General features: G+C 66.2%; 27 protein-coding genes. 4 read left to right on the top strand and 23 right to left on the bottom strand.

Going from position 1 to position 23,679, the window contains the following annotated elements; translation table 11 throughout:
• Window positions 1–117: 117 nt before the first annotated feature.
• The 12 genes from ACX0GZ_RS11155 to ACX0GZ_RS11100 all read right to left on the bottom strand — a co-directional run bounded on the left by ACX0GZ_RS11155 (window position 118) and on the right by ACX0GZ_RS11100 (window position 8,208).
• Window positions 118–600, bottom strand: coding sequence for a hemerythrin domain-containing protein (locus tag ACX0GZ_RS11155; protein ID WP_458816398.1), 483 nt, complete (start codon window positions 598–600; stop codon window positions 118–120).
• Between the two features lie 81 nt (window positions 601–681).
• Complete coding sequence (locus tag ACX0GZ_RS11150) at window positions 682–1,077, bottom strand: hypothetical protein (RefSeq protein ID WP_458816396.1); 396 nt, start codon at window positions 1,075–1,077, stop codon at window positions 682–684.
• A gap of 59 nt (window positions 1,078–1,136) precedes the next feature.
• Entirely contained in the window at window positions 1,137–1,682 is a 546-nt protein-coding gene (locus tag ACX0GZ_RS11145) for a demethoxyubiquinone hydroxylase family protein (protein WP_458816394.1), read from the bottom strand.
• The gene (locus ACX0GZ_RS11140) at window positions 1,679–2,155 is read right to left on the bottom strand and encodes a disulfide bond formation protein B (protein ID WP_458816392.1); all 477 of its coding nucleotides are present in this window, start codon (window positions 2,153–2,155) and stop codon (window positions 1,679–1,681) included. Before ACX0GZ_RS11140 ends, ACX0GZ_RS11145 begins: the two co-directional genes overlap by 4 nt.
• 10 nt (window positions 2,156–2,165) lie before the next feature.
• Entirely contained in the window at window positions 2,166–3,509 is a 1,344-nt protein-coding gene (locus ACX0GZ_RS11135) for a S41 family peptidase (protein WP_458816390.1), read from the bottom strand.
• Between the two features lie 89 nt (window positions 3,510–3,598).
• Window positions 3,599–4,786, bottom strand: coding sequence for a murein hydrolase activator EnvC family protein (locus ACX0GZ_RS11130; RefSeq protein ID WP_458816388.1), 1,188 nt, complete (start codon window positions 4,784–4,786; stop codon window positions 3,599–3,601).
• 4 nt (window positions 4,787–4,790) lie between these two features.
• On the bottom strand, window positions 4,791–5,213 hold the full coding sequence (locus tag ACX0GZ_RS11125) for a 23S rRNA (pseudouridine(1915)-N(3))-methyltransferase RlmH (RefSeq protein ID WP_458816386.1): 423 nt from the start codon (window positions 5,211–5,213) through the stop codon (window positions 4,791–4,793).
• Window positions 5,214–5,360: 147 nt separating this feature from the next.
• Window positions 5,361–5,756 carry a ribosome silencing factor gene (gene rsfS, locus ACX0GZ_RS11120; protein ID WP_458816384.1) on the bottom strand — a complete coding sequence of 132 codons (396 nt, stop codon included), beginning with the start codon at window positions 5,754–5,756 and terminating at the stop codon, window positions 5,361–5,363.
• 7 nt (window positions 5,757–5,763) lie between these two features.
• Window positions 5,764–6,375 (bottom strand): nicotinate-nucleotide adenylyltransferase, encoded by a 612-nt coding sequence (locus tag ACX0GZ_RS11115; RefSeq protein WP_458816382.1) that lies wholly within the window; start codon window positions 6,373–6,375, stop codon window positions 5,764–5,766.
• Complete coding sequence (locus tag ACX0GZ_RS11110) at window positions 6,372–6,659, bottom strand: type II toxin-antitoxin system RelE/ParE family toxin (protein ID WP_458816380.1); 288 nt, start codon at window positions 6,657–6,659, stop codon at window positions 6,372–6,374. Before ACX0GZ_RS11110 ends, ACX0GZ_RS11115 begins: the two co-directional genes overlap by 4 nt.
• On the bottom strand, window positions 6,647–6,910 hold the full coding sequence (locus ACX0GZ_RS11105) for a CopG family ribbon-helix-helix protein (RefSeq protein WP_458816378.1): 264 nt from the start codon (window positions 6,908–6,910) through the stop codon (window positions 6,647–6,649). The genes ACX0GZ_RS11110 and ACX0GZ_RS11105 overlap by 13 nt, the downstream gene beginning before the upstream one ends.
• Before the next feature lie 32 nt (window positions 6,911–6,942).
• Window positions 6,943–8,208, bottom strand: a complete 1,266-nt coding sequence (locus tag ACX0GZ_RS11100; protein ID WP_458816376.1) for a glutamate-5-semialdehyde dehydrogenase — start codon at window positions 8,206–8,208, stop codon at window positions 6,943–6,945.
• A gap of 92 nt (window positions 8,209–8,300) precedes the next feature.
• On the opposite strand from ACX0GZ_RS11100, the gene ACX0GZ_RS11095 reads away from it, so the two are divergent.
• The 3 genes from ACX0GZ_RS11095 to ACX0GZ_RS11085 all read left to right on the top strand — a co-directional run bounded on the left by ACX0GZ_RS11095 (window position 8,301) and on the right by ACX0GZ_RS11085 (window position 9,994).
• Entirely contained in the window at window positions 8,301–9,359 is a 1,059-nt protein-coding gene (locus ACX0GZ_RS11095) for a DUF3667 domain-containing protein (protein ID WP_458816374.1), read from the top strand.
• Between the two features lie 162 nt (window positions 9,360–9,521).
• On the top strand, window positions 9,522–9,731 hold the full coding sequence (locus ACX0GZ_RS11090; RefSeq protein ID WP_159709562.1) for a cold-shock protein: 210 nt from the start codon (window positions 9,522–9,524) through the stop codon (window positions 9,729–9,731).
• 74 nt (window positions 9,732–9,805) lie between these two features.
• Window positions 9,806–9,994: a hypothetical protein gene (locus ACX0GZ_RS11085; RefSeq protein ID WP_458816372.1), complete on the top strand. Its 189-nt coding sequence runs from the start codon at window positions 9,806–9,808 to the stop codon at window positions 9,992–9,994.
• Window positions 9,995–10,154: 160 nt separating this feature from the next.
• Here ACX0GZ_RS11085 and ACX0GZ_RS11080 read toward each other — a convergent pair whose 3' ends face one another.
• The 10 genes from ACX0GZ_RS11080 to ACX0GZ_RS11035 all read right to left on the bottom strand — a co-directional run bounded on the left by ACX0GZ_RS11080 (window position 10,155) and on the right by ACX0GZ_RS11035 (window position 21,359).
• Window positions 10,155–10,529, bottom strand: coding sequence for a hypothetical protein (locus tag ACX0GZ_RS11080; RefSeq protein ID WP_458816370.1), 375 nt, complete (start codon window positions 10,527–10,529; stop codon window positions 10,155–10,157).
• Between the two features lie 101 nt (window positions 10,530–10,630).
• On the bottom strand, window positions 10,631–12,598 hold the full coding sequence (gene ftsH, locus ACX0GZ_RS11075; RefSeq protein WP_458816368.1) for an ATP-dependent zinc metalloprotease FtsH: 1,968 nt from the start codon (window positions 12,596–12,598) through the stop codon (window positions 10,631–10,633).
• An 83-nt stretch (window positions 12,599–12,681) separates the two neighbouring features.
• Window positions 12,682–13,668 carry a tRNA lysidine(34) synthetase TilS gene (gene tilS, locus ACX0GZ_RS11070; protein ID WP_458816366.1) on the bottom strand — a complete coding sequence of 329 codons (987 nt, stop codon included), beginning with the start codon at window positions 13,666–13,668 and terminating at the stop codon, window positions 12,682–12,684.
• Between the two features lie 154 nt (window positions 13,669–13,822).
• Window positions 13,823–14,722 carry a tetratricopeptide repeat protein gene (locus ACX0GZ_RS11065; protein WP_458816364.1) on the bottom strand — a complete coding sequence of 300 codons (900 nt, stop codon included), beginning with the start codon at window positions 14,720–14,722 and terminating at the stop codon, window positions 13,823–13,825.
• Between the two features lie 105 nt (window positions 14,723–14,827).
• Window positions 14,828–15,637: a helix-turn-helix domain-containing protein gene (locus ACX0GZ_RS11060; RefSeq protein WP_458816362.1), complete on the bottom strand. Its 810-nt coding sequence runs from the start codon at window positions 15,635–15,637 to the stop codon at window positions 14,828–14,830.
• 103 nt (window positions 15,638–15,740) lie between these two features.
• Window positions 15,741–18,017 carry a phosphoenolpyruvate--protein phosphotransferase gene (gene ptsP, locus ACX0GZ_RS11055; protein WP_458816360.1) on the bottom strand — a complete coding sequence of 759 codons (2,277 nt, stop codon included), beginning with the start codon at window positions 18,015–18,017 and terminating at the stop codon, window positions 15,741–15,743.
• A 128-nt stretch (window positions 18,018–18,145) separates the two neighbouring features.
• The gene (locus ACX0GZ_RS11050) at window positions 18,146–18,901 is read right to left on the bottom strand and encodes a hypothetical protein (RefSeq protein WP_458816358.1); all 756 of its coding nucleotides are present in this window, start codon (window positions 18,899–18,901) and stop codon (window positions 18,146–18,148) included.
• A gap of 70 nt (window positions 18,902–18,971) precedes the next feature.
• Window positions 18,972–19,457, bottom strand: coding sequence for a hypothetical protein (locus tag ACX0GZ_RS11045; protein ID WP_458816356.1), 486 nt, complete (start codon window positions 19,455–19,457; stop codon window positions 18,972–18,974).
• A gap of 121 nt (window positions 19,458–19,578) precedes the next feature.
• Window positions 19,579–20,208, bottom strand: coding sequence for a DUF3011 domain-containing protein (locus ACX0GZ_RS11040; protein WP_458816354.1), 630 nt, complete (start codon window positions 20,206–20,208; stop codon window positions 19,579–19,581).
• A gap of 119 nt (window positions 20,209–20,327) precedes the next feature.
• Complete coding sequence (locus tag ACX0GZ_RS11035) at window positions 20,328–21,359, bottom strand: NAD(P)H-dependent flavin oxidoreductase (protein WP_458816352.1); 1,032 nt, start codon at window positions 21,357–21,359, stop codon at window positions 20,328–20,330.
• A 106-nt stretch (window positions 21,360–21,465) separates the two neighbouring features.
• Here ACX0GZ_RS11035 and ACX0GZ_RS11030 point away from each other — a divergent pair, with 106 nt between their 5' ends.
• Window positions 21,466–22,275, top strand: a complete 810-nt coding sequence (locus ACX0GZ_RS11030) for an endonuclease/exonuclease/phosphatase family protein (RefSeq protein ID WP_458816351.1) — start codon at window positions 21,466–21,468, stop codon at window positions 22,273–22,275.
• Between the two features lie 102 nt (window positions 22,276–22,377).
• Here ACX0GZ_RS11030 and ACX0GZ_RS11025 read toward each other — a convergent pair whose 3' ends face one another.
• Complete coding sequence (locus tag ACX0GZ_RS11025; RefSeq protein WP_458816349.1) at window positions 22,378–23,634, bottom strand: aspartate kinase; 1,257 nt, start codon at window positions 23,632–23,634, stop codon at window positions 22,378–22,380.
• Window positions 23,635–23,679 lie beyond the last annotated feature (45 nt).

The following is a 23,679-nucleotide window of genomic DNA, read 5'->3' as shown; positions in this document are numbered from 1 at the left end:
TCGCGCGGACGAACTATATCCCTCCGTCATTCCCGCCTTCGCGGGAATGACGGTTGGGTATCGGATCGATTCAGCCCTGTCCGTCAGGCCTTGGCGGAGCCGCTCGGTATCCTCGCCTCACTCCCGCTCGTCTCCCGGTGGATTGGCGATCGCGGCTTCCTTTTCCTTCGGCTTGTTTGCCTCGAAGGTGGCGGCCAGCTTCTTTTCGGTCGCGGCCGACAGTTCCTCCGCTGCGGCGGGGAACATCTCTTCCTCTTCCTCGTCGATATGATGTTCGTAACGGTGGCGCATGTCGTCGAACTTGCGCTTCCACGCGGACGAGCTCATGTCGATATCGGACAATTCGGCCAGAAAATCGTCGATTTCCTTGTGCTCCGACACCGAATGCCGCGCTTCGTCGCGAAGCTCGGGATTGCCGAGCATCTCGGCGTAAAGCGATTCTTCCTCCGCCGCGGCATGAGCGGTCACCTCGACGCGGAACGCCTCGAACAGCGTCCGGCGCTCCTCGCTGTCGCCCTGGGTTTCGCCCAGCTTGGCGAGCATGTCGCGGTGGCGGTCGTGATCGGCTTTCAGATCGGCATAGATTTTGGCTTCGGCCATGACATTTGCTCCTGAGGTTCAGGACGCTCAACCACCGCCGACGCCGCTTGTTTCACCCGCGAATCGTTCGCAGGGCGAGCATCAGTCGAGCGGAGAGGCGGCGCGTTCGCGGTTCTGGCGTTCGGCCTTGGCAGCCGCGGCGGCCTGGCCGAAGCATCCCGATGCGCCGCCCGGGCCGACCGTCGAGCAACTGCCGATGCCGGTCTTGCCGACGTTCAACGCATCCTGTTGCCGGACCGCCCAGCTGCGGTTTTCGGGCGTGACTTCAAGTCCGCGCAGTTCTTGGGGAATCCGAAAACGCTCGGCCTCGGGACGGCGGGCGCACACGACGATTTCGTTGCCTTCGGCGTTGGTCGGGCAGGGATCGTCGCCATAGATGACCAGCACGCCGTTTTCGGTTGCGCGCTGCGCCTGGGCGGGGGTGGCGGCGAGCATGCCGGTCAAACCTGCTACTGCGATCAGGGCCAATTTACGCATCGTCATTCTCCTGGACCCATCAACGCACGAAGCGTGCGCTCGGGTCAAATCCGTTTCGTCTAAATTCGTTTCGACAGCCCGATCGCGGCGCGGCACCCCGCGCGGATCACCGCCGACAGCAGGGGATAGGCCGGCGCCTCCTCCGCGCCCGCCGCCAGCGCGGCGTCCTTGTGCTCCAGCTCTTCCTCGCGAAACTGCCGAACCGCATCGGCGAGTTCGGGGTCGTCATCGCCCAGCTCGTCGACTTGATGCTGGTAATGCCGGTCGATCTCGGTTTCCACCGCCACCGTGCAGGCCATCGCCGCGCGCGGCCCCATCGCGGCGGTCGCCGCGCCGAGCGCAAAGCCCGCGACCTTCCAGACCGGCTGGAGCAGCGTCGGGCGGACCCCGCGCCGTGCGATCATCGCGTCGAAAAAGGCGCGGTGTCGTTCTTCCTGCAACGCCATGCCCGCGATCGAGCGACCCGCTTCGCTGCGGTCGCCCATCACTGCCAATTGCCCGGCATAGATGCGCGTCGCGCCATATTCGCCCGCCTGGTCGACGCGGATCATCGTTTCGGTCGCCTCGCGGCGGTCGCCGGGTCGCCAGCGTCTGGAAGCAGTCATGCGCGCCTCGCCTTCAACAGCCACAAAATGGCGCCCGCCGCGCCGAGGGAAATGACCGCGTTGAACCCGGCAAGCGAAATGCCGAATAAGCTCCACGGCGCACGGTCGCAGCGAATAACCGGCGCAGCCATGATCGCTTCAAGGAAATTATCCCCGGTGGGCAAATTAGCAGTGCAGGCGGTGACGCCTTCCCACCAGCCATATTCGACGCCTGCGTGAAACGCGCCGATCGCACCGCTGACCGCGATGAGGATCGCGGCAAGCGCCACCAGCGTCACCCGCGATCCCATTCGCGACACCGCCAGAAACGACGCACCCGCAGCCGCGATCGCGGCATAGTGCGGCCAGCGCTGCCAATGGCACATCTCGCACGGCGGATAGCCCGCGATCTGGAACATCCATGCCCCGGCAATCAGCACGCCCGGCACGCACAGCGCGATCCAGCGCGCCAGGATCACCGGATGGTTGCCCATGCGGCGTCGCTCAGCGCTTGGTGGCGGGGGCGGTCGCCGGACGCGCAGCCAGCGCCTGGCCGGGCTTTACCCGCCCGATCGTCTGGAGCGCATAGTGGAGCTGGAAATCCTCGATCCCCTTCGCCTTGACCTGCTCGGCGGTCATGTCGAAGCGCGGATCGGCTTTCACATCCTCTTCCAGCGTGCGGTCGTCGGCGGCGGATTCGTTGATGAGGTGACGGCGCAGATCGGCCTCGCGGAACACGGGCCGCGACTTGTAATCGGGGTCGGAAAGCTGCGGCACCATCAGGTCGGGCTCGATCCCGCCTTCCTGAACCGACTTGCCCGACGGCGTATAGTAACGCGCGGTGGTCAGGCGCAGCGCGGTGTTGGACGACAGCGGCAGCAGCGTCTGGACCGATCCCTTGCCGAAGCTGCGCTCGCCCATCACCAGTGCGCGGTGATGATCCTGAAGCGCACCCGCAACGATTTCGGAGGCCGAGGCGGACCCTGCGTCGATCAGCACGACGATCGGCAGGCCGCCGGTCGCGTCGCCCTTCTTGGCGTAGAAACGCTCGATATCGCGCTTGTCGCGCCCGCGCTGCGACACGATTTCGCCCTGGTCGAGAAACACGTCGGTCACCTCGATCGCCTGGGTCAGCAACCCGCCGCCATTGTTTCGAAGGTCGATGACGTAACCGGCGGGCTTGCGGCCCAGCGATTTGTCGATCGCGGCGATCGCGGCACGCGTGTCGGCGCCCGTCGCCTGGGAAAAGGTGTTGATCGCGATATAGCCGATCCCGTCCTTCACTTCCCATTTGACCGGCTTTTGCACGATCACTTCGCGCTTCAACGCCACCTCGATCGGGCGGTCGCGGCCGGGGCGGACGATGGTGATGGTGATGCTCGATCCCGGAGGACCGCGCATTTCCGCCACCGCCTCGTCGAGCGTCCCGCCAAAGATCAGCTTGCCGTTGATATGGGTGATGTAATCCCCCGCCTTGATCCCCGCGCGGTCGGCAGGCGTATCGGCGGTCGGCGCAATCACCTTGACCGTCCGGTCCTCCATCGAAACCGTCAGGCCCAGCCCGCCATAATTGCCCTCGGTCGCAATGCGGAGATTTTCGAAATCCTTGGCGCTGACATAGCCCGAATGCGGGTCGAGCGCGGCGAGCATCCCCTGAACCGCGCCTTCGACCAGTGTCTTGTCGTCGACCTGATCGACATAATCGGCGCGCACCGTGTTGAACACGTCCATGAACAGGTCGAGCTCGCGATAGGTGCCGCTGTCAACCTGCGCCATCGCGCCGGTAGTGACGGGAACCAGTGCGAGCGCACCGGCGATGGCGGTTGCCTGAAGGAAGGGACGGATCATGGACGCGACTTTCGACATGTGTGGCAAGCAGGATAGCCGGTTTCGACAGCGGGATCAAAGCGAAGCATGGATGAACCGCGACTGACCGGTCAGCCGATCAGCGCCGCCAGATCGACCGGTCGGCCGTGGCGGCGAAGCTCGACCGTGATCGGCAGCGCGTCGCCGCCGCCCGCACGGCCCAGGGGTGCGCCCTGCGCGACCTGGGTGCCCGGTTCGACGCCGAGCGCCGCGAGTCCAGTGACGAGCGTCGACCAGCCGTCGCCGTGGTCGATGATGACGATCCGTCCATAGCGGCGAAAGCTGCGCGCGAAGACCACCCGGCCCGCCGCCGGGGCTGTAACCGTGGCGTTCGGTGCGGCGTCGAGACTTATCCCGCGCGCACGGACGCCATTTTCGGACAGTTCGCCGAATCCGGTCGCGACGCTGCCCGCGACGGGCAGGCGATAGGGGCCTTCGCCTGACGGAATCGCCGCCGGGCCTTCGCCCTCGGGCCGCGGCAACGGACCTGCGATCGTCATCAGCCGGGCCTCGGTCGCGCTCGCGTCTTCGGCCATGTCGATATCGGCGATCAGATCGCGGGCCTGTTCGCCCAAAGCGATGGCGCGGTCCGATTCGACCAGCGCGCCGCGCCCAAGCTCGCCCGCGCGCAGGCGCTGGCGAGCCTCGGTTTCGATCAGGCGCATGCGCTCGGCATCGACCCGCTCGACGCCGCGCTTCAGCGAGGTGACGGCGACCCCCGCCTGACCGCGCAGGTCGCGCGACCGGTCGATTTCGGCGCGGACCGAACGGCTGCGCGCCTCGATCACCGGCCCGACCGATCCGAGCAAGGCACGGACATGCACCGCGTCGCGCAGCGATCCCGGCTGGGCGACCACGAGGATTTCGGGTCGCCGCGCCAGTGACTGGATCGCCGCGATCAGCCGCACCATCGGTCCCTGGCGTTCGGCCAGCCGCTCGCGCTGCTCGGCGATCCGCCGGTCGATGATCGTAATGCGCGCGATGGCGGCGGCGATATCGGCTTGCGCTGCGACGATGCGCGCTTCGGCGGCGGCGCGCTCGGCGCTTGCCCGGCCTGCGGCGTCGCGCGCGCGGGCGGCCTGCATCTCCAGCGCCTGCGATCGCCTCAGCGCAGCGGTGCTGTCGGCGCGCGCGGCGCGCAGCCGATCCTGCTGCGACTGGATGGCGGGCGGGACGCGCGCATCCTGCGCCGCCAGGCTCGCCGCCGTCAGCCCCGCGCCCATTGGCACCAGTATGGCAAGGGCAAGCGCGCGCTTCATCTCCCTATCCTTCGCGGTGATAGGGATGGTTGGCAAGGATGGAGGATGCGCGCCAGATCTGTTCGGCAAGCATTGCGCGCGCCAGCATGTGCGGCCATGTCATCCGTCCGAAGCTGAGCAGCATGTCGGCGCTCGCACGGTCGGCATCGTCGAATCCGTCGGCAGCGCCGATCATGAAACGCAGTTCGCGCACTCCCTCGTCGCGCCATCGCCCGATCCGCTCGGCCAGTTTTATCGAACCGGACGACTCGCCGGTTTCGTCGAGCATGACGATGCGGGTGCCGGGTTCGATCGGGGGCAGCTTGCCGCCGGTGTCGGGGAGTTCGGTGATCTTGGTGGGCCAGGCGACGCGTTTCAGATAGCGCGCCACCAGTTCGGCTTCGGGCGAGCGCCCGATCTTGCCGCGCGCCACGATGTGGATCAGCATGAGCCAGTAGTCCCCATCGCCATGAATCCCTGATCCCCGTTCGTTTCGAGCGAAGTCGAGAAACGTTTGCTCGCGCTAAGTTCGCGTTTCTCGACTACGCTCGAAACGAACGGGAGTGAGCGCCCCATGCCGTTGGCTGGCGCCGTCTCACCCCTCGGGCTGGACCGGGGGCGGGGGCGCATCGCCGAACGACCACATGCGCTCCAGATTGTAGAAGCTGCGCACCTCTGGCCGGAACAGGTGGACGATCACGTCGCCCGCGTCGATCAGCACCCAATCGGCATTGGGCAGTCCCTCAACGCGCGCGGTGCGGCGGAATTCGCCCTTGATCTTTTCGGCCAGCTTCTGCGCCATCGACGCGACCTGACGCGTCGATTTGCCCGATGCGACGACCATGTAATCGGCGATGCTCGATTTGCCCGCGAGCGGGATCGACACGACCTCGACCGCCTGGTCGTCGTCGAGCGAGGAAAGGACGAGCGCGTGCAGCGCCTCCACCTGGTCGGTGTCGGCAGAGCGCTGGGCATTGGGGGTTGCGGGCATCGGGTTCCTAGGAATGGGGTTCGGGCGCGGGCGGGGCGATGGCGTGCCAGTCGGGATCGGCGGCACGAATTGCCGTTGCGGAAGTTGGATCGGGGCGAAAGGTCAGAAACACCAGTGCCGGCAAACTCCAGCTCGTCCAGTTGAGCGCCTGGCGTGCGGGCCGCCTGTGACGCCGCAGCCAGCCCATCGCGACACTCGCGCGGGCGCGTCTGTCATAACCTGGACGCGCGATCACCGCAATCGGAACCGTCCGCGCGATGCCGCGCCAGTCGCGCCACTGGTCGAACTGCGCCAGATTGTCCGCCCCCATCAGCCAGACGAAGCGCTTGTCGGGATAGAGCCGGACGAGTTTCCGGAGCGTATCGACGGTGTAGCGCGTGCCCAGCTTCGTCTCGATCGCGGTCGCGCGGATGCGGCTGCCGCGCGCCATGCGGGTGGCCGACGCCAGCCGCGCTGCAAAGGGCGCCATATCGCGAGCCCCGTCCTTCAGCGGATTGCCCGGCGACACCAGCCACCACACCTCGTCCAGCCCCAGCGCGCGCATCGCCTGAAGCGAAATGGCGCGATGGCCCTTATGCGCCGGGTTGAACGATCCGCCGAGCAGGCCGATGCGGGTCATGGTTCCACGAACCAGTCCTCGCGCTCGTGACGAATGCGGAGGAGTTGAACCGCCTCACCTTCAATGCGGTAGATGATAAGATACGGCGTACCGATCACGCGGAGAACGCGGAGGCCCTCGCCGATTGGCCGTCCGCCATGCGGGAAGTTTTCCAGGAAATATGCGCGCAATTTGATGGCCGACAGCATGTCGATCGCGATTTCGCCCCGCACATTTGCCGTCAGCCACCGATCGATTGCATCGAGATCATCGAATGCGGGACGCGTCCAGACTAGGGTCGGCATCGCGCGCGATGCGCTTCGATACGCTCGGCAAGCCCGGCCATCACTTCCTCATGCGAGACGACGTCCCCGCGATCGATGGCATCGATGCCCACTTGGATGAACGCCATGAAATCCGCTTCGCTTTCGGCGATCCGGCGGATCGCTTCGGCCGCGAAGTCCGCCCGGCTTCGCCCTTGCGCGGCTGCCAGCCGATCGACCAGGTCGAATGTTTCGGGATCAAGGCGCGTCGTAATGACTGCTGTCTTTGCCATAGCTCGTGATGTATTCTTTTGTATTCATCCGATCAAGCGCGGGTCCGTCCGCCGCCATCGACCAGCCATTTATAGGTCGTCAGCCCTTCGAGCGCGACTGGACCGCGCGCGTGCAGGCGACCGGTCGAAATGCCGATTTCCGCGCCCAGCCCGAACTCGCCGCCATCGGCGAACTGGGTGGAGGCGTTCCACATCACGATCGCCGAATCGACGCGCGCCTGAAATTCGGCGGCGCGGCTTTCGTCGTCGGTGATGATCGCATCGGTATGGTGCGAACTGTGGCGCGCGATATGGGCAATCGCATCTTCCAGGCCGTCGACCATCCGCGCCGACAGCACGGGTTCGAGATATTCGGTATCCCAATCCGCTTCGTTCACCGCCTTTGCGCGCGGCTCGACCGCGCGCACGTCAGCATCGCCGCGGATTTCGCATCCCGCATCGGCCAGCGCCGCCAGCACCGGGGCGGGATCGGCGAACGCCTTGTCGATCAGCAGCGTTTCGGTCGCGCCGCAGACGCCGGTGCGGCGCATCTTGGCATTGACCGCGATGTCGCGCGCCATGTCGGCGTCGGCAGCGCCGTCGATATAGGTGTGGCAGATGCCGTCCAGATGCGCGAGCACCGGTACGCGCGCCTCTTCCTGAACGCGCGCGACCAGGCTTTTGCCGCCGCGCGGCACGATGATGTCGATCAGCCCGTCGGCCTTGAGCATCGCGCCCACCGCCGCGCGGTCCTGCGTCGGCACCAGTTGCACCGCATCGGCAGGAAGCCCTGCGCTTTCCAGTCCACGCACCAGCGCCGCGTGGATCGCGCGGTTCGAATGTACCGCCTCGGTCCCGCCGCGCAGGATTGCGGCATTGCCCGCCATCATCGCCAGCGCGCCCGCATCGGCGGTGACGTTGGGGCGGCTTTCATAGATGATGCCGACGACGCCCAGCGGCACGCGCACGCGTTTGAGCTTCAGCCCGTTGGCGGGCGCGCTTTCGTCGATCACGTCGCCGACCGGATCGGGCAGTCCCGCAACGGCTTCGAGCGCCGACGCGATCCCCTCCAGCCGCCCGTCATCGAGCGCCAGCCTGTCGAGCATCGCATTCGCCAATCCCTTGTCGCGCCCGGCGGTCAAATCCTTGGCATTGGCATCGAGGATTGCGGCTGCATCCTCGCGCAGCGCCGCGGCGGCTGTGCGCAACACTTCGGCCTTTGTCGATGTCGGGGTGCGGGCGAGGATGGCGGCGGCTTCGCGCGCGCGCTTGCCCATATCGGTGATCAGGTCGGTCGGATTGTTGGTCTTATCGAGCATGTTGCAGATGCTAACATATCGGCGCGCAAATTGACACCGTGGGGCGGGATTTCGGCTCGCAAGCATCGTCTCCACGCGCTAGAAATCGCCTCATGAGCGGCGAAATCGAAGGGGTCGGCCATCTCGCGACCGGGGCGCTGCTGGCGCGTGCAGTCGAAGGCGACGCGCGCGACGGCGGCGGTGCCGGGGGGCTGTGCCTCAACTGCGGGACGCGGCGGATCGGGCCGCATTGCCACCACTGCGGGCAGGGCGGCCACATTCACCGTTCGATCGGTGCGATCTGGCATGAGATCCTGCACGGTGTCGTTCATTTCGAAGGCAAGTTGTGGCGCACCCTGCCGTTGCTCGCCTTTCGCCCCGGCGAACTGACCCGGCGTTACATCGACGGCGAGCGCGCGCGGTTCGTGTCGCCGATGGCGATGTTCCTGTTTTCGGTGTTTACCCTGTTCGCGGTGTTGTCGATCCTGGGGATCGCGCCGCCCAGCGAAGTCAGCGGCAATACCGCGCAGGTTCAGGCGGGAATCGCTGACCAGCGCAATCGCCTGGTCGTGCGCCGCGACCGCGCGGTCGCGACGCGCGATGCGACGGGCACGAGCGAAGCGGATCGCGCCGAAGCGGAGCGCGACATTGCGGAATATGACGCCGAAATCGCCGCGATTGACCAGGTTCAGCCGGTGTTTGGCACGCAGGGCAGTGGGGAATCGTTCAAGACCGGCTGGGCGCGGCTGGACGCCGGGATCGAAAAGGCCGACAAGAATCCGGGCCTGATGCTCTACAAGCTCCAGGCAAACAGCTATAAGTTCAGCTGGCTGCTGATCCCGATCTCGATCCCCTTCATCTGGGCGATGTTCGCGTGGCGGCGGCAATTCCGCGCCTATGATCACGCCGTATTCGCCACCTATTCGATCGCGTTCATGTCGATCCTGTTCATCGTGCTGATGCTGGCCCATGCGCTGGGCGCCCCGACCGCGCTGGTGGCGACGGTCGCAAGCCTGGTCCCGCCTCTCCACATCTATCGCCAGTTGCGCGGCGGCTATTCGCTCCGCCGGTCCAGGGCCGCAATTCGGATGTTCGTGCTGATCGCGATCTCGATTCCGATCATCATCAGCCTGTTTCTGATCGCCGTGGTCGGGCTTGGTTTCGTGGGTTGAGAGCCGTGCATTTGTAGAATCGGTCGATTGATGCCATATAGGGGGTGCTTCAGTCGCAAATCGACGGTTCCTGGCGCTTTGCGGCACCTCTTTCCTTCTTTCCCTGCCTTGTTGCACCGGCGGCCCGACACACGGGCCGCTTGAAACGAAGGAATGTTTGACATGATCACCGGAACCGTAAAGTTCTTCAATGCCGACAAGGGCTTTGGCTTCATCAAGCCCGACGGCGAAGGCGATGACGCGTTCGTCCACATCTCGGCTGTCGAGCGCGCGGGCATGCCTACGCTGCGCGAAAATCAGCGCGTGAGCTACGAGCTTGAGCCCGATCGTCGCGGCAAGATGGCGGCCTGCAACCTGCAGCCGGCAGAATAATCGAGACGGGGCCGGGACGCAGAACTGCTCCCGGCCCTTTCTTTTTACCCTCCATCCCAGCGAAAGGCCGATCCATGTCCAGCCCCTCTCTCGCCTATCGCGATCGCGCCGCTCAGGCCCATCAGGAAGCCGAAGCCGCGACCCTCGACAATGTCCGCGACCGTGCGCTGCGGGCCGAGGCCGCCTGGACCCAGATGGCCGAACGCGCCGAACGCGTCGATGCCGCCCGCGCCGAACGCGAAGCGCCGAAGGCGGCGGAATAGGGACGCTACTCCAGGACGAAACTGTCCCGATCCGTTCGTTTCGAGCGCAGACGAGAATCGTGGGCCAGGCGCTCAGATCGCGTTTCTCGACTTCGCTCGAAACGAACGGTGGGGCGTCATGGGTTTGGTTTTGCGGTAAGGTTGGGCGCGGTCAGCCCGCTTACCCGCAGGGATAGCGGCGCTTCATCATATCGTAGAAGGCGGTCTTGGTGCTGACGTTGCGCCGGGCAGGCGGAATCTTTTCGAATTCGGCGAGCAGTTCGTTGCTTCCCAGCCTGGTCTTGCCATTGGGGGGCGGGCAGCTGTGGGGTGACTTTCCGCTGGCGCGCGCGGCTTCGATGTCGCGGCGATAATCTTCGGCCACCGCCACCATGTGATTTCGCAGCACCTTTAGGTCGGACGAGCCCAGCGCCATCACGCCTTTGGGCTTCAGTGCATTCGCCCTGGTCAGAAACTGATCCACGGTCATCGACTGGGCCGATGCGGCGACGGGCGAAAGGGCGATCAACGTCGCTGCGAGCAGGGCCGATTTCATGGTGCGATGGTTGCCGCAAAAACACCGCGGATCAAGCCCATATGAACAGCGCCGCCCCGCGGGCAGCGGGACGGCGCCATCTGCGCTGATAGCGCTTGCGATCAGGCCGGTTGCGGGTTGCCGAACGGTCCCTTGGGTCGGCGCGTCTTCGGGATCGACGTGCCTGCCGCCGCGACCGGAGCGGACTTCGCACCCGGATCGTCGCGACCGATGTCCTCGCCCGCGATCAGCCGCTTGATCTCGTCGCCGGTCAGCGTTTCATATTCGAGCAACGCACCCGCCAGCGCGTGAAGCTGGTCGATATGTTCGGTCAACAGGTCGCGCGCGCGCTTCAGCCCGCCTTCGACCGTTTCGCGGATTTCCTGGTCGATCAGCTTTTGCGTTTCGTTCGACATGCTGCGCGGCTGCGACGACGAATAACCCAGATAGGTCTCACCCTCGGGCTGGGCATATTCGACGGGTCCGACCTTGTCCGACATGCCCCATTTGGTGATCATGTCGCGCGCCAGGCCGGTCGCATACTGGATGTCTCCGCTCGCGCCCGACGATACCTTGTCATAGCCGAAGATGATTTCCTCGGCGACGCGACCGCCCATCGCGACCGCCAGGTTCGCGTACATCTTGTCGCGGTGATAGCTGTAGCTGTCCCGCTCGGGCAGGCGCATCACCATGCCCAGCGCGCGACCGCGCGGGATGATCGTCGCCTTGTGGATCGGATCGGAGGCGGGCTCGTGCACCGAAACGATCGCGTGGCCCGCCTCGTGATAGGCGGTCATCCGCTTTTCGTCCTCGGTCATCACCATCGAACGCCGCTCGGCGCCCATCATGACCTTGTCCTTGGCCTCTTCGAACTCGCTCATCGCGACCAGGCGCTTGCCCTTGCGCGCCGCCATCAGCGCCGCTTCGTTGACGAGATTGGCGAGGTCCGCGCCGGAGAAGCCCGGCGTGCCGCGCGCGATCACTCGCGCATCGACATCGGGGGCAAGCGGCGTCTTCTTCATATGGACTTCGAGGATCTTGATCCGGCCCTCGATATCGGGGCGCGGCACCACGACCTGGCGGTCGAAGCGGCCCGGACGCAGCAAGGCGGGGTCGAGCACGTCGGGGCGGTTGGTCGCGGCGATGATGATGATGCCTTCGTTCGCCTCGAACCCGTCCATTTCGACCAGAAGCTGGTTCAGCGTCTGCTCGCGCTCGTCATTGCCGTTGCCGAGCCCTGCGCCGCGATGGCGACCCACCGCGTCGATTTCGTCGATGAAGACGATGCAGGGCGCCGATTTCTTGGCCTGTTCGAACATGTCGCGGACGCGGCTGGCGCCGACGCCGACGAACATTTCGACGAAATCCGAACCCGAAATGGTGAAGAACGGCACGCCGGCTTCGCCCGCGATCGCGCGCGCCAGCAGCGTCTTGCCGGTGCCGGGCGAGCCGACCAGCAGCGCGCCCTTGGGAATCTTGCCGCCCAGTCGCGCGAATTTGGTCGGGTCTTTCAGGAATTCGACGATTTCCTCAAGCTCTTCGCGCGCCTCGTCGATGCCCGCCACGTCGGCAAAGGTGACCTTGCCTTCCTTCTGGGTCAGCATCTTGGCCTTGGACTTGCCGAAGCCCATCGCGCCGCCGCCCGAATTCTTCTGCATCTGGCGCAGCACGAAGATCGCGATGCCGATGAACAGCAGGAACGGCAGCGACTGGACGAGCAGATACTGCCAGATCGACGGGCCTTCCTCGGGCCGCGCGTTGATCGTCACGCCCTTTTCGCGGAGATTCTGGATCAGGTTCGGATCGGACAGCGTGTTGGTGGTGAATTGCTGATCGTTCGCCAGCGTGCCGGTGATCCGGTCCTTCGTGACGTTGACCTCGCGAACCTCACCCGCCTCGACCCGATCGAGGAACTGCGAATAGGCGATCGAATTGCCCGAAGCGGCCGAATTGCGACCGTCGAACATCGACACGAACAGTGCGAGCGCCAGCAGAATGCCGACCCAGATGAGCAGGCTCTTCATCCAGGGATTGCCGCCGCCGCCATTGTCGCCGCCAGAAGGCTGCTGCTGCTTGTCGTTGTCGTTCATCGAATCCGGATACCTTTTCGTACGGCCTTCAAGATAGGCGAGCGCAGGTTAATGGCAATGGAACAGCCGATGATTTCGGGCGATCAGTGCGATCGGCGGGGCGGTGCCACCGAAAAGCGCCAGATCGCCCCCGTCGGCGTGACCATGATTCCCCCCTGGGTGGCGGGTTTTCCGTTCTCCAGCGCGTCGAGCAGGCCCTCGATATTGGTCGCAGGCGTGTAGGCGGGCGAGGCGATCGCGTTCTCGTCCCGCAGGCGCTGGATCGCGCGGCGGGCGATCAGGCGGCGCACGCCGCGCGGCAAATCGGCGATGTCGAAGTCGCGCGGCGCAACTTCGCGAATCTCGAACAGCCAGTCGGCGATGGCGTTCAGGTCGCGCTCCGCCTCGGCCAGATGCGCTGCCGATCGTGCGAGTGCGGCGGCGGGCAGTTCGGGCGTGGCCGACAACAGGGTGCGGACATGCGCGCGGTCGAACCGGGGGTCGAGATTGGAGGGATCGTCGACATGCGGGATGCCGCCCGCCTCGACCACCGCGAGCAGTTCGGCGCGGCGCCAGAACAGCAGCGGGCGGATCACCGGCACGCGGTTCGGCACCGCATTGCGCGCGCGCACGCCCGCCAGTCCCGCCAGCCCCGATCCGCGCGCGGCGCGCATCAGAAAGGTTTCGGCCTGATCGTCGGCATGGTGTCCGGTGGCGATGGCACTGGCCTTTGCGGCGCGCGCCCATTGGTCGAGCAGGGCGTAGCGCTGGCCGCGCGCCCAGTCGTGCAGGTTGCTGGCGGACGGGCAGTCCCCGGCCACGGTCAATGTCTGGTGCGAGATGCCTGCGGTCGCGCACCAGCCGGTGACCATCGCCGCCTCGTCGGCGGCCTCGGCGCGCAAGCCGTGATCGACGGTCGCCGCGATCACCGCGCCGGGAAAGGCATCGGTGGCCAGCGCGAGCATCGCCATGCTGTCGGGGCCGCCCGAAACCGCCAGGGCGAGCGGCGCGACGGGGGAGGGGGCATCATCCAGCAGCGCCCGGCAATCGTCGCGGAAGCGGGCGATGGTTCCGTCGGGAATTACGCGCACGTCTCCCTCCTCCCTTGCGGGGGAGAGACGGGGAGACGGGTGTGGCGGCGCGGCAACCATGCGGTTGCGCGCGACCGCATTCCCCATCCGGCGCTCTGCGCCACCTTCCCCCGCAAGGGGGGAAGGGATAGACCATTTTCGCGAAGACCCGCGCTTAGCTGCACCGCGCCGCGGTGCGGCCGCGCGCGATGTCCGCCTTCATGCTGGCGGAGATTCGCGTCGGATAAACCTCCTCGAGTTCGGCATAGACGTCGCAGGCTTCGGACGGTTTCTTCAACTGCTGGAGCGCCTGCGCCAGATAGAACAGGCTGTCTGCCGCGCGTTCGCCGTCGGGCATCTTCTTGTAATTGTCGTAAAACGCGATCGACGCGAGGCTGGGCTTGCCGTCGTCGAGATAGGAGCGCCCGATCAGATTCTGGGCATAGCTGGCGCGGCGGTGGGTCGGATTCTTGTCGACCACCTGCTTCAACGCCGCCTGGGCTTCGGGATAGAGCTTCGCCTGCCACAGGCGGAAGCCATAGGTATATTGATCCTCGATCGCATCGCCGGTGTCGGGTTTCTGCACCGCGGCGACCGCTTCGCGGCGGGCGGGGCTGGCGGCAGTGGTGGCGGTCGATGCCGATACGCGTGGCGGCGCGCCCGCCGCCGGACCGCCGGTGCCGCCGGTCGGCGCGGAGGCGGCGGGTGCGCTGCCCATGCCCGACAGCTTCGCGTCGGTCGCACGCCGATACGCCTCGAACTGCTGTTCAAGCTGGCGGATGCGGTATTCGCCCTGTTCGATCTGGCCGGTGATCGTCTGGAACTGGCTTTCGATCGCGCTGACGCGGTTTTCAAGATTGGTGATCGCGCCGGTTGCGGGAACGCCGGGAATCGTCGTCTGCTGCTGCGGCGCGGTGATGTCGGGCGTGACGATCTGGCCCGATCCGCCGGGGAATACCTTGCGCTGGACGGCGCGCATTTCGCGCTCCAGCCGATCGACCCGGCCCTCGATCGCGCTTTGGGCCAGCACGGGCGCGCTCCAGGCCGTGCCCGCGCCAAGAATTGCAAGAGCCATGAAAATACGCATCGACACCCCCCAGGTGCTGGTTGTTCTTGAAAGCGGCTATAACTGACAGAAGCCAGCTTTCGCCAGCATTAAGCAGCCGATGACGCCGCGGCGTCAGCCGGGATTGGCGGCGGTTGCCGGTGCAGGGGTCGTCGACGACGCGCCGCGCGCCTGAAGCGCTTCGGCGCCAACGCCGACATTCTGGATCGACCGCCGTCCATCGCCGAGCGGTGCGACGATCGATCCGTTGACGCGGACCTCGATCTGGTCGGCGCGACCGGTGTTGATCATCGGATTGCTGGCGGTCGGCGGCACGTCATATTGCTCGCCCGCCTGCATCGTCTTCATCAGCAGCGTCGTGCCTGCCGAGTCATAGACCCGCACCCATACCTCGTCGGTCGCGGTCAGCGTTACCTGACCGCCGCTTGCGGGCGCGGCCGGGGTGGCGACCGGCGCGGGCGTCGGTTCGGCCTCCGCCACGGTAGGCGCGGGCGGGGCGTCGCTGGTACGGAACAGGTCGGTGCCATAGAAGAGGCCGACCGCGATCAGCAGCAGCACCGCGACGACGACGCCGCCGACCACGACACCGGGACCGGGCATCCGGCGCGGATCGCTCGCTTCGTAGATTTCGCGCACCGGCCGCGAATAGGTCTGGCTGAGTTCGCCGCGCAGGTCGCGGCCCAATTCGGCGGTATCGACGCCGACGGTGCGGGCATAGGCCTTGGCAAAGCCCATCGCATAGGTGGTTGCGGGCAGCGCGTTGTAATCGCCGCGTTCGATCGCCTCCAGATGGCGCTGCGGCACGCGGGTGCGCTGTGCGACTTCGCCCAGGTCCAGTCCCTGCGCCTCGCGCGCCTGGCGCAGGCGGTCACCAACGCTGCGCGGACCCTGAGGCGCGGTGTCGGCGAGTTCGCCCTGATCCATGAATTTCTCCCACTCGGGGCGTTGCGACCAGTTGCCCCGATTGTGCGATCTCTCTTAGCAGCCGGATACTGTCAACGCGAGGGGGCGTCGCCTCGTCGTCCGATCAAGCCAGTTCGACGCCATTCGCCTCCGCCCACGCCGTCAGCGCCGCGCGCATGTCGGCAGGCGGGGTGTCGAGCAACGCATGAAGGGCAGGTTTCAACGCCGCCCGGTCGAGGCTGCGGACCATCGCCTTGATCGGGCCGATCGCCGCAGGCGTGATCGACAGCCGGTCGATGCCGAGCGCGATCAGCGCCATCGCCTCCAGCGGACGTCCGCCCATTTCGCCGCATACCGCGATCGGCACGCCCGCTTCGTGGCATTCACGCGACACGCGGCGCAGGAAGCGCAGGATCGACGGGCTCAGCCAGTCGTAGCGCAACGCGAGCTTGGGATGCGCGCGGTCGGCAGCGAACAGGAACTGGGTCAGGTCGTTGGTGCCTACCGACAGAAAATCGATCTTGGGCAGCAGGATGTCGAGCACTTCGGCAAGGGCTGGCACTTCCAGCATCGCGCCGAAGCGGATGTCGTTCGGCACTTTCTTGCCGCGCGCGACCAGCCATTTGCGCTGGGCGTCGAAAATCGCCCTGGCCTCGTCGAATTCCCAGGGTTCGGAGACCATCGGGAACATGACGTTGAGCGTGCGACCCGCCGCCGCCTCGAGCAGTGCGCGCGCCTGTGCCTTCATCAGCCCGCCGCGATCGAGCGCGAGACGCAGCGCGCGCCAGCCCATCGCCGGGTTCTCTTCATCGCCGCCCTCGTCATGGTCGAGATAGGGCAGCGCCTTGTCCCCGCCGATATCGACGGTGCGGAAAATGACGGGGCGGTCGCCCGCAGCGTCCAGCACATCCTTGTACAGCCGCTGCTGACGCTCGCGCTGGGGGAGGGTGGCCGAGACGAGGAACTGGAATTCGGTGCGGAACAGGCCGATGCCATCGGCGCCGGTCAGGTCGAGCGCGGCGACGTCGTCGCGAAGCCCCGCATTGACCATCAGCGTGACGCGGTGGCCGTCCCGGGTGACCGGCGGCTCGCCCTTCAGTGCCGCGAATGCCGCGCGGCGCTTTTGGCTGATCGCCAGCTTCGCCTCGAACGCCTCGTCCATCGCGGGCGTCGGGCGCACCACGACATTCTCGCCGTTCACGTCGAGCAGCAACCGGTCGCCCTCGGCGATCAGGCGGCGTACATCGCGTACCCGCCCCAGCACCGGGACGCCCATTGCGCGCGCGACGATGGTGACGTGCGCGGTCAGCGACCCTTCCTCCAGCACCACGCCCTTCAGGCGGCGGCGATCATATTCGAGCAGTTCGGCCGGCCCCAGATTGCGCGCGATCAGGATCGTGTCCTGGCGCAATCCCATCTGCGCGGCGGTGCCCATCTGGCCCGACACGGTGCGCAGCAACCGGTTGGAGAGATCCTCCAGATCGTGCATCCGGTCGGCGAGCAGCGGATCTGCGATTTCGCGCATCCGCATCCGCGTGCGCTGCTGGACGCGCTCGATCGCAGCCTCGGCCGTCAAACCGCTGTCGATCGCCTCGTTGATCCGCCGCGCCCAGCCTTCGTCATAGGCGAACATCTTGTAGGTCGCGATGACCTCTTCATGCTCGCCGCCCACGCCGAATTCGGCCTGGCTGGTCATGCGGTCGATCTGTTCGCGCATCTTGTCGAACGCGGCATAGACGCGGTGTCGCTCGGCCTCGATATCCTCGGCGACGGTGTGTTCGATGGTGATGCGCGGCTGGTGGAACACGGCGAAGCCCGCCGCCATGCCGTCAACCAGCTTGAACCCCGCTATGCGCACCGGTGCGGTCGACTGCGGTCGGGCGCTGGCGGCGTCATGCCCGTCGATCAGCCCGGCATTGGCGATCAGTTCGCTCAGCACCATGGCGACGGTCTGAAGCGCCTCGATCTCGACATCGTCATATTTGCGCGCAACGGCGTGCTGGACCGCCAGCACGCCGACGGCGCGTTCGCGGCGGATGATCGGCACGCCGGCAAAGCTGTGATAGCGTTCCTCGCCCGTCTCGGGACGGTAGGCGAAATCGGGATGGGCGGCGGCCTCGTCGAGGTTCAGCGTCTCGATATTGCCCGCGATCGTGCCGACCAGTCCCTCACCGACCGCCAGCTTGGTCACATGCACCGCCGCCTCGTCCAGCCCGCGCGTCGCGAACAGTTCCAGCACGCCTTCGCGCAGCAGATAGATGGAACAGACTTCGCTGTTCAGCGCCTCGCCGATGATGTTCACCACACCGTTCAGCTTGGTCTGCGCATTGGTCCGCGCCGCCATCACATCGTGCAGGCGGGTCAGGATTTCGCGTGCGGAGGCAACGGCGGTCGTCGGCATGCCAACGGGCTAACAGGAAAGCGCGCCGAGCGGCAAGCGACACGGCGCTGTGGGGCCAGCAATTATTGCTTTGCCCCAGGCCATTGTGGCGCATCGAATTCGCCCTTTCGCGAATTTCCAAAGGCCCCTCAGGGTTCGGGCGTGCCGGGCATTTGCTGGACGATGGGGGTGGACGGAGCGAATCGTACCGTTCCGGTCGCGGCGGGCGCGACCGTGCCGACCGCGACCGCTGGCGCGCCACCGGGCTGTTTTGCCTGCCACGCGGCCAGATCGACGCGGTAGCGGTGATATTCGCCCCAGAAATCGGCGAAGGGCTGATCGATCCGCGCAATCGCGGTGCGGGCAAAGGCTTCGAACGCGTCGGGCGTCACGTTGGCGGCCTCCGCCAGCACGGGAATGGCGGCGTCGCAGAATGCGCGCTGGGCAGGCGGCTGGGCGAAATAATTGTAGAGCCGGGTCATGGTGTCGTCGAACCGGTCCTGCCAGTCGCCGCCGCCGCTGCGATATTCGCCCTCCAGCGTCTTGAACGCGGTGGCGAGCGCAGTCTTATGCACGCGCAGCATCGCATTATACTGGTCCGACGACGCGGTGCCGCACTGGAGCGCGGCGACGTTGAGGCCGGAGCGCAAATGCCAGATGCTGGCCGCACCCGACAGGTTGCGATTGGGCGTGGCGAAGCTGCCATCGGGAAGCGGTGCCGGAATGGCGAGCCGGGCTGCGGCACCGCGCGGTGGCTTCGGCATGACGGCAGGCGCGGGCGGCGGGGGCGGTGTTACCGCGATGATCTCGACGGGTTTCTTCGCGCACGCGCCGAGCAATCCCAGCCCGACCAGCATCGCGAAGATGGAAGCGCGCCCTGCACGCCGATCGCCAACCTGTACCATAATCCCCCATACGCTAACCAATTTCGATCCGGCCGGTGCCGAACCCCATCGCGTCATGACGTCAACCGGGTCAACGGCCCAGCCGATGGTCGAGTGTCGCGAGCGAACGTGCCGCATAACGCGTCAGCGCGCGACGTTCTACCGTTTGAATTTCATCGAGAATCGGCAATGCCGCTGCGCAAAAGGCGCGTTCGCCGCGCGGATTGGCCAGATGATTGTAAAGCCGGGTCTGGTGCTGGTCGAACCGACGCTGCCAATCGCCGCCGCCGCGCCGATATTCGCGCTGCAATCGTGCCTGCGCCCGCGCGAACGCACGCGCATGAAGCCTTAGCATCGCATTGTAACGATCGGCGGCGTTACCCCCGCATTTGAGCGCCGCGACGTTCAGCGCGCCGCGCAAATGCCACAGCGTTCCTGCCGCCGTGAGGCCTGCATTGGGGCCGCCGTCGATCACCTCGTCCGGGGATTGCGCGAGCGGTCGCTCCCGCCCGGACCCGCAGGCGGCGAGGCCGAGCAGGGCGGCAGAGGCAGCCAACAGGATCCTGGCCCGACGCATGAACGGGTGATGCGTCATGGCTCCCGATCAGGCGAGCGGCTCCGCGTCGAAATGCCCCGGCGATGCGCCCAGACGGGCTGGCCGGGGCTGCGCGGGCCGCGCTTTGACCCGAGACTGAGCGTCAGTCGCCTTCAGGATTGTCGACCAGACAACCTGCACCGTGACAGCCTTGCCAATTTCCCTTCGTGTCGAAATTGGGATTGCCGTCGCGATCGAAGCTGGGCCGGGTGTCGATGGTTTCGCGACCGCGGTCGGGATTGTCCACCCGGCAACCGACACCGTGACAGCCGGTATAACGGTGGTCGGCGTCGTGGTTCACGTTGCTCGTCATATGCTTGCGATTGTCGTGGCTGACCGCTCCGGCAATAAGCGCGCCCAGGACCGCGCCGGCAACCACTGCCCCGGTATCGTGGCCGCGTTCACCATAGGCGCGCGCGCCCGGATCATAGGTGTCGCCGCGCCCGTGATGATAGCCACCGACATCGGCGAACACGCCCGAACAACCGTTGGCGACCCAGATATAGCCGCTGTTGCGGTTATAGCCCCAGCTGCGGTTGACGATACACGCGCTGCTGGAGATCTGATGCACCAGTTGCGGCGAGCGCAGCGATCCGGCCCAGCATTCCTCGTATTTGTAGCTGCGCGACTGGCATTCCACCGTGCTTTGCATCGGCTGCGCCACCGGTGCGGGCGATGCAGCACCCAGCATCATCGCAAGGGTCTGGCCACCCGTCAGAAACAGAATCGGCATGATTGGATCCTCCCTGTTCACTCGTCCGACTGAACGAGGCGAGCAAACAGGGTCTCAAATCACACTGAACGAAGCCTTTCCGATTGCACCATATCGGCGCGTTAACCAGCGATGCCGGATCAGCTTGCGCGCTTCTCCAGCGCATGGGCGGCTTCCGCCATCAGCGTGGCAAGGATATCGGCCAGCGGTTCTTCCTTCGTCACCATGCCGACCGACTGGCCGGCCATCACCGATCCGTGCTCGACATCGCCGTCGATCACCGCACGCCGCAGCGCACCGGCCCAATAATGTTCGATCTGGAGTTGCGCCTCCATCATCTCGACCTTGCCGTCGTCGAGCAGGGCGGCGACTTCGCGCTGTTTGGCGGTGAAGAGCTCACCTGCCGCATTCTTCAACGCGCGCACCGGGATGACGGGGAGGCGCGGGTCGATCTGCACCGATGCGGTGGCGTCGCGCGCCGATGCGCGGATGAACGCCTTCTTGAAATTGGGGTGGGCGATGCTTTCGGTCGCGCAGACGAAGCGCGTGCCGAGCTGCACGCCCGATGCGCCCTGATCGAGATAGCCCGCAATCGCCTCGCCGCGCCCGATGCCGCCTGCGACGAACACCGGCACCTGTTCGGCGACCTCGGGAAGGATTTCCTGCGCGAGCACGCTGGTCGAAACCGGGCCGATATGGCCGCCCGCTTCCATCCCCTCCACCACCAGCGCATCGACGCCCGAGCGGATCAACTTCTTCGCGAGCGCGAGGGCAGGCGCGAAGCAGATGACCTTGGCCCCTGTCGCCTTGATCGCCTCGAGCGCCCCCTTGGGCGGCAATCCGCCTGCCAGCACGACATGGCCGACCTTGTGCTTGCCGCACACCTCGATCAGCGCGAACAGATCGGGGTGCATGGTGATGAGATTCACGCCGAAGGGCTTTGACGTCATCGCCCTGGTCGCGGCGATTTCGGCATCGAGAAGCTGGGCGGTCATCGCGCCGCACGCGATCACGCCGAACCCGCCCGCGTTCGACATCGCCGATACCAGATTGCGTTCGCTGACCCAGGACATGGCGCCCGCCATGATCGCGACCTGCGACCCCAAAAAGTCACAACCGCGTGCCATTCGGCGCTGGAGGCGCTGGGCGCCGACTGATTCTGCTTGGTTCATGCCTTCGCCTAGCCGCGAAACTGGAGACGCGGCAAGCGCCAAGGGGTTCGCATCCGCGTCCGGCGGGGTTAGAGGGGCAGCGCCTGTGAAGGGGAGTATACCCACGATGTTCGACCGCCGCACGCTTCTGACCGCCGCCGCCGCGCTGCCGCTCGCGGCCTGCGCCACGCGTTATGGCGCGGGTCCGCGACGGACGCTCAAGGTCGTCACCTTCAACATCTGGCACGATGCGGGCGACTGGCAGACGCGGCTGCGGCTGATTGCCGATGTGCTGCGCCAATCGGACGCCGACGTGATCGGCTTGCAGGAAATCCTGGAGGACCAGGGCAAGAACCTCCCCAACCAGGCCGATACGATCGCCGCGCTGCTCGACGGCTATAGCGTGAATTTCACCGCGGTCGATCCGGCAGGGTCGCCCAAACGCTATGGCAATGCGATCCTGTCGCGACTGCCGGTGATCGAGACGGCGTCGAGAAAGCTCGAACCGCTCGACGATTTCCGCACCGCGATCCGCGTTCGCGTCGATCTCGCCGGGCAGGCGGTCGATATCGTCAATACCCATCTGGCGCATCAGCCCGACGCCGGGCCGGTCCGGGCGCAGCAGATCGCCGACCTGCTCGGCTGGCTGCCGACCGACGGGACGCCGCTCGTCGCGATGGGCGATTTCAACGCGCCGCTGGAGGATTCGGGATTGGCGGGGTTGGCGGGTCGCGGGCTGGAAACGGCGCTCCCGCCCGGCGCGGCTCAGACGACGCTGGTCACGTCGCGCGGGCACAGCGCGCGGGTGATCGACCACATCTTCGTCGAGCGCGACCGCTTTACGGTTGCCGATGCACGGACGATCGCCGACCAGCCAGTGGGCGGCGAATATCCGTCCGACCATTATGGGGTCGCGGCGACGCTGGCCTTGCGTTGATCTGAAAACACCCCACCCGTTCGTTTCGAGCGAAGTCGAGAAACGCCCGCGCGCGTTCTCGTCACGTTTCTCGACTTCGCTCGAAACGAACGGGGATACGGCTCAGCCTTCCTGATCGGGCGCATCCAGCCCGTAGGCCGTGTGCAGCACCCGCACCGCGAGTTCGGTGTAATCCTCCTCGATCAGCACGCTCACCTTGATCTCGCTGGTGGTGATGGCGAGGATGTTGATGCCGCGCTCGCCCAGCGTCGCGAACATCGTCGCGGCGACGCCTGCATGGCTGCGCATGCCCACGCCGACGATCGAGATCTTGGCGACGCGGGTGTCGTGGACCAGCTTGGAATAGCCGATCTGGGCGCGTTCCTTGTCGAGCACGTCCAGCGCGCGGGCCAGTTCGGCTTGAGGCACGGTAAAGGTGACGTCGGTCGACCCGCTGGAATGCGCGATGTTCTGGACGATCATGTCGACGTTGATGTTCGCGTCCGCCAGGGGCGTGAAGATCGACGCCACCGCGCCGGGCCGGTCGGGAACGTCGGCCAGCGTGATCTTCGCTTCGTTCTTGTCGTGCGCGATGCCGGTGATGAGCTGGCGTTCCATATCGTCGATTTCCTCTTCGCCCACGATCAGCGTGCCGGGTTCGGGGTTGGTATCGTCGGCATCGACGAAGGAGGAGAGCACCTGCACGCGCACGCCTTCCTTCATCGCCAGGCCGACCGAGCGGGTCTGGAGCACTTTCGCCCCCACGCTCGCGAGTTCGAGCATTTCCTCGTACGTCACGCGCTTCAGCTTGCGCGCGCGCGGGACGATGCGGGGGTCGGTGGTATAGACGCCGTCGACATCGGTGTAGATGTCGCAGCGATCGGCCTTCATTGCCGCCGCCATCGCGACCGCCGACGTATCCGATCCGCCGCGGCCCAGGGTGCTGACGCGCTCACCCACCGCGACGCCCTGAAAACCGGGGATTACCGCGACCTCGCGGTTCGCGAGGCTCTTGTTCAGCGCGGTCGTGTCGATATCGCCGATCCGTGCGGAGGCGTGGCCGTCCGAGGTGCGGATCGGCAATTGCCACCCCAGCCAGCTGCGCGCGGGCACGCCGATCGCCTGCAATGCGATGGCGAGCAGGCCCGAGGTGATCTGCTCGCCCGCCGAGACGACGACGTCATATTCCTTGGGATCGTAGAGCGAGGATGCTTCGCGGCAGAAATTGACCAGCCGGTCGGTCTCGCCCGCCATTGCCGAGACGACGACCGCGACTTCGTTGCCCATGTCCCATTCGCGCTTCACGCGGGCCGCGACCACGCGGATGCGTTCGATCCCGGCCATCGACGTGCCGCCGAACTTCATCACGATACGGGCCATGCGCGGCTGTCCTTCCCCCTTTGGAAATGGGTGCCGGGCCTGATA

Source organism: Sphingomonas aestuarii (assembly GCF_054457155.1).
Note: the sequence above shows the minus strand (reverse complement) of the source record. Positions and strands in the feature narration are given on the sequence as shown.

Excerpts from the sequence above, each read along its gene's own strand:
- ACX0GZ_RS11145 (WP_458816394.1), bottom strand. The coding sequence starts at position 1,682 with ATGACTGCTTCCAGACGCTGGCGACCCGGCGACCGCCGCGAGGCGACC.
- ACX0GZ_RS11040 (WP_458816354.1), bottom strand. The coding sequence starts at position 20,208 with ATGCCGATTCTGTTTCTGACGGGTGGCCAGACCCTTGCGATGATGCTG.
- ACX0GZ_RS11150 (WP_458816396.1), bottom strand. The coding sequence starts at position 1,077 with ATGCGTAAATTGGCCCTGATCGCAGTAGCAGGTTTGACCGGCATGCTC.
- ACX0GZ_RS11110 (WP_458816380.1), bottom strand. The coding sequence starts at position 6,659 with ATGCCGACCCTAGTCTGGACGCGTCCCGCATTCGATGATCTCGATGCA.
- ACX0GZ_RS11090 (WP_159709562.1), top strand. The coding sequence starts at position 9,522 with ATGATCACCGGAACCGTAAAGTTCTTCAATGCCGACAAGGGCTTTGGC.
- ACX0GZ_RS11130 (WP_458816388.1), bottom strand. The coding sequence starts at position 4,786 with ATGAAGCGCGCGCTTGCCCTTGCCATACTGGTGCCAATGGGCGCGGGG.
- ACX0GZ_RS11025 (WP_458816349.1), bottom strand. The coding sequence starts at position 23,634 with ATGGCCCGTATCGTGATGAAGTTCGGCGGCACGTCGATGGCCGGGATC.
- ACX0GZ_RS11135 (WP_458816390.1), bottom strand. The coding sequence starts at position 3,509 with ATGATCCGTCCCTTCCTTCAGGCAACCGCCATCGCCGGTGCGCTCGCA.
- ACX0GZ_RS11030 (WP_458816351.1), top strand. The coding sequence starts at position 21,466 with ATGTTCGACCGCCGCACGCTTCTGACCGCCGCCGCCGCGCTGCCGCTC.
- ACX0GZ_RS11125 (WP_458816386.1), bottom strand. The coding sequence starts at position 5,213 with ATGCTGATCCACATCGTGGCGCGCGGCAAGATCGGGCGCTCGCCCGAA.
- ACX0GZ_RS11050 (WP_458816358.1), bottom strand. The coding sequence starts at position 18,901 with ATGGTACAGGTTGGCGATCGGCGTGCAGGGCGCGCTTCCATCTTCGCG.
- ACX0GZ_RS11100 (WP_458816376.1), bottom strand. The coding sequence starts at position 8,208 with ATGCTCGATAAGACCAACAATCCGACCGACCTGATCACCGATATGGGC.
- ACX0GZ_RS11115 (WP_458816382.1), bottom strand. The coding sequence starts at position 6,375 with ATGACCCGCATCGGCCTGCTCGGCGGATCGTTCAACCCGGCGCATAAG.
- ACX0GZ_RS11035 (WP_458816352.1), bottom strand. The coding sequence starts at position 21,359 with ATGAACCAAGCAGAATCAGTCGGCGCCCAGCGCCTCCAGCGCCGAATG.
- ACX0GZ_RS11140 (WP_458816392.1), bottom strand. The coding sequence starts at position 2,155 with ATGGGCAACCATCCGGTGATCCTGGCGCGCTGGATCGCGCTGTGCGTG.
- ACX0GZ_RS11060 (WP_458816362.1), bottom strand. The coding sequence starts at position 15,637 with ATGGATCAGGGCGAACTCGCCGACACCGCGCCTCAGGGTCCGCGCAGC.
- ACX0GZ_RS11085 (WP_458816372.1), top strand. The coding sequence starts at position 9,806 with ATGTCCAGCCCCTCTCTCGCCTATCGCGATCGCGCCGCTCAGGCCCAT.
- ACX0GZ_RS11080 (WP_458816370.1), bottom strand. The coding sequence starts at position 10,529 with ATGAAATCGGCCCTGCTCGCAGCGACGTTGATCGCCCTTTCGCCCGTC.
- ACX0GZ_RS11105 (WP_458816378.1), bottom strand. The coding sequence starts at position 6,910 with ATGGCAAAGACAGCAGTCATTACGACGCGCCTTGATCCCGAAACATTC.
- ACX0GZ_RS11155 (WP_458816398.1), bottom strand. The coding sequence starts at position 600 with ATGGCCGAAGCCAAAATCTATGCCGATCTGAAAGCCGATCACGACCGC.
- ACX0GZ_RS11095 (WP_458816374.1), top strand. The coding sequence starts at position 8,301 with ATGAGCGGCGAAATCGAAGGGGTCGGCCATCTCGCGACCGGGGCGCTG.
- ptsP (WP_458816360.1), bottom strand. The coding sequence starts at position 18,017 with ATGCCGACGACCGCCGTTGCCTCCGCACGCGAAATCCTGACCCGCCTG.
- ftsH (WP_458816368.1), bottom strand. The coding sequence starts at position 12,598 with ATGAACGACAACGACAAGCAGCAGCAGCCTTCTGGCGGCGACAATGGC.
- ACX0GZ_RS11045 (WP_458816356.1), bottom strand. The coding sequence starts at position 19,457 with ATGCGTCGGGCCAGGATCCTGTTGGCTGCCTCTGCCGCCCTGCTCGGC.
- ACX0GZ_RS11065 (WP_458816364.1), bottom strand. The coding sequence starts at position 14,722 with ATGGCTCTTGCAATTCTTGGCGCGGGCACGGCCTGGAGCGCGCCCGTG.
- rsfS (WP_458816384.1), bottom strand. The coding sequence starts at position 5,756 with ATGCCCGCAACCCCCAATGCCCAGCGCTCTGCCGACACCGACCAGGTG.